2 protein-coding genes are annotated in these 3,032 nt (G+C 36.9%); both read right to left on the bottom strand.

What is annotated here, in order from left to right; genetic code table 11:
• Positions 1 to 323: 323 nt before the first annotated feature.
• Positions 324 to 959, bottom strand: a complete 636-nt coding sequence (locus tag EDC14_RS26310; protein ID WP_132018364.1) for a VOC family protein — start codon at positions 957 to 959, stop codon at positions 324 to 326.
• A gap of 101 nt (positions 960 to 1,060) precedes the next feature.
• Positions 1,061 to 2,728 carry a restriction endonuclease gene (locus tag EDC14_RS26305; protein WP_132018361.1) on the bottom strand — a complete coding sequence of 556 codons (1,668 nt, stop codon included), beginning with the start codon at positions 2,726 to 2,728 and terminating at the stop codon, positions 1,061 to 1,063.
• Positions 2,729 to 3,032: the final 304 nt, after the last annotated feature.

Raw genomic sequence — 3,032 nt, 5'->3', positions numbered from 1 at the left:
GTAAATACCCGTTTCTCTTTTGCCATTTTCACTCAGCTCCTTATGATGTATTGTACATCCTCTTCTGAGTGTCTAGCAATTCGGGGGAAAGTCACACGCTATCAAAAAACGATAGCTATGGGGGAGGGGTCGAAGATGCCTAAAATCACGCGGCTATGGTTTTAGGCCCGTTTCTCCCTCCCCCATAGCGAGTGCCTTTTCGAGCGTTATGGGGGAGGGCAGACACCTCTGAATCCGCCTCAGGGGTGAGGGCATTGGCCTGCAACGACATTATAAAGCTTTATCGCATTACTTCTAAAAGCTTGTAACTACATTACGATGAACTAGCACAATGCGTTAGATTGATTTGTTATAGCATTATCAAACTCTAACTCAATAAGATGTTCTTTATCCTTTTCAATCAAAAAACCATGAACTTGATTTAAAATACCAGCAGTATCTGACAACACAACATCTTGATTGACATGTATTTTTACAGACGTTACTTCTTTTAGAGGCACTTTATGTTCCATCGGTTCTCTCCTCTCAAGAGCAACCTGATCCTGTCTTTTAGCGAAAGACAGGTAAAAATACATCGGTTCACTCAGTGGCGTATTATCAGCCACTTGAATTTTTAGAAAATCCGGCAAATAAAAAGGGTGATAATCCCATGCCGGAAATGGTGCTGTTTCATCTTTTTCTATTGTGGGTCTAAATGCAATCCCAAATGGAGAAATCGCATTTGAACTTAATCGGCATCGCTCAAATAATCTCATTGACCTAGTCCGTTCATTCTGTACCTCGTCTTTATTTTCTACCCACAAAAGCTCTACCATTAAGTTATGAAAGTAGAATCTTCTGTTTGCCGTCCCTTGTCCAGGGTGGATATTTGAAGAACCTTCTACAAGCCCGAATTCGATCAGTAAATCTCCTGCCGGTGCCTTATACTCTGTGCAGATATAAATATGGTCAATTTCCATTTTCTTCCTTACATAGTTTTCCTTTTGTTATTGGCTGTCGACAAACCTCCTGGGGGAAATATACATGCCTATTTTGCAATTTTCTGTGCGAGATTGGTTTACTAAAAATATAATTGCCTACTATCATTTTCCATGATTTTTTCTGAGTAATCGATTTTCTCTCTTAGAAGATCATAAGCACTTTTCTCATGGCCTACCCCCTCCAATTCTTTTAGGTAGATAGGAATAATCATCTTCCCACCAAAAAGCTGGTGCTTAATTTCATCAATAGCAACCGATGAAAAACCCACTCTGCTAAAAATCATTGCTCCATGTATTCCTTTTGCCTCCATGATAGGAACCATGTTCCGGATATCCGATACCTCCACTTTCTTTTTTCTATTCTTACATTCGATAAGAATCAATGCTCCTAGTTTCCAAAGATAGGAATCACAGGAGATATTACAACAGAAAATATCTACTTCTTCCCTTCCTCTTTTTGCTCGAACAGCAGTAACTTTTAGACCAGGTATGGTACCAAGAAAATACTGTGCTAAATTTTCCAACACTTTTCCTTTCTTATTAGACTCCATTACTTTTGTCAAGTTATCAAGTTTATTTTTCCAATAGCTAACGTCCAAAGTTATGGAACAGGTCGTATTAACAATATCCAAACCGAATTTTCTATGAATAAACTGATGAACGACTGGTAAATAGGTATGTCGGTTTCGCATCATCAAAAAAATATTTTTGGAAATCCCTGTTTCTTCTTTACCTTTTAAATATTTTCTGATATCCTCCAACGTTATTTTAAGCACAGCAATAAATTTATTCATTTCGATTATTTTATTCTTTATTAGAATATAAGGGCAAATATGTTTTCCGATATAATCACAAAAGTGTTGATACAAAATTTCTAAATCAACAGTAGCTAGCTCATTCTCGTCAATTGTCGCCAGCCCGTACAGAAAAACATAAAACCATTCACAAACCAAATCAATATGTTGGTAATAGTAGCCGAAAGCATATACAGGATTAAGCAATATTTCTTCAACTTCGCCTACGGTCCATTGGCTAATATGGCTACTATTTAGCTTACATAGACCGGCTTCAAAATCGTTCGCCAACGGTAAAAACAATCCACCTTCGAGTACCAAACCCCAGTCTCCTTCTCTATCGGGAATAGTAGCCAATACCTTGCGGCCAATTATATTTCGCAAAATAAAAGAACGGTTTAAACATTGATAACCTTTTAGAGTCGGTTGTTCGCGATACCTCCAAAAAGAAATTGTCTGTTCTACCCTGTCTAGTGGATTGTCGCTAGGATTAGGAGTCCAGTAATAAATCAATATCCCTAAATCCCCATTTTCTATCTTCATTTCTCTCGGATACTGAACACAGCCAGCAGTCACCAATTCGGATAAGTAGAGCCAATATAACGATTCTAAGCAATAACTTTTTACTTTTTTAAAGTTTTTATTTATCTTATCCAATATCTGTACATTTATCTGTACATTCTGAAGTAATTGTTCAAATGCTTTCGTTATTTTTGTTCTCCATGCTTGTTCCACACAAAGAACCTTATCCTTATGACCTGCTATGATATATAGCCTAGGAACTCTGATACAATCATCAATATCAGTTAAAGTCAAATCATCGGCTTGGGTCTTTTCCATGAAATTTCCAAAAGGATAATGGTAATTATCAATTGATTGAACCATCATTTCTTCATTCTGTATAAAACCATCAAGAATGGTAAGTAATAAACCCGCACTGTCTGGAAACCGCATGTCTCTCCTCCTCCACTATTTCTCCATGGCAAACCAGCGTTTCTGTGAATCATACGGGTAAGAATCAAGACGAATATCATAATTTGCAGCGATTGCTTTTTCTACTGTTGCCAATATATCATTATATCATGATAAAAATTCCATAGGAAATCGCATACTCCTAAGGATTCGAGGATCTTCAAAAGATCTGGATTCTGACTATGTTTAACTATTAATCAGGTGAATAAATATATCTATTTCTCAAAAAACTGATAAAATAGAGATATGGAAAAAATAGATGCCCGTAGACACAGTCCAAAAACTC

It is taken from the genome of Hydrogenispora ethanolica (assembly GCF_004340685.1).
GTDB classification, from domain to species: domain Bacteria; phylum Bacillota; class UBA4882; order UBA8346; family UBA8346; genus Hydrogenispora; species Hydrogenispora ethanolica.
The sequence above is the reverse complement of the archived record's forward strand: the minus strand, read 5'-3'. Positions and strand labels throughout refer to the sequence as shown.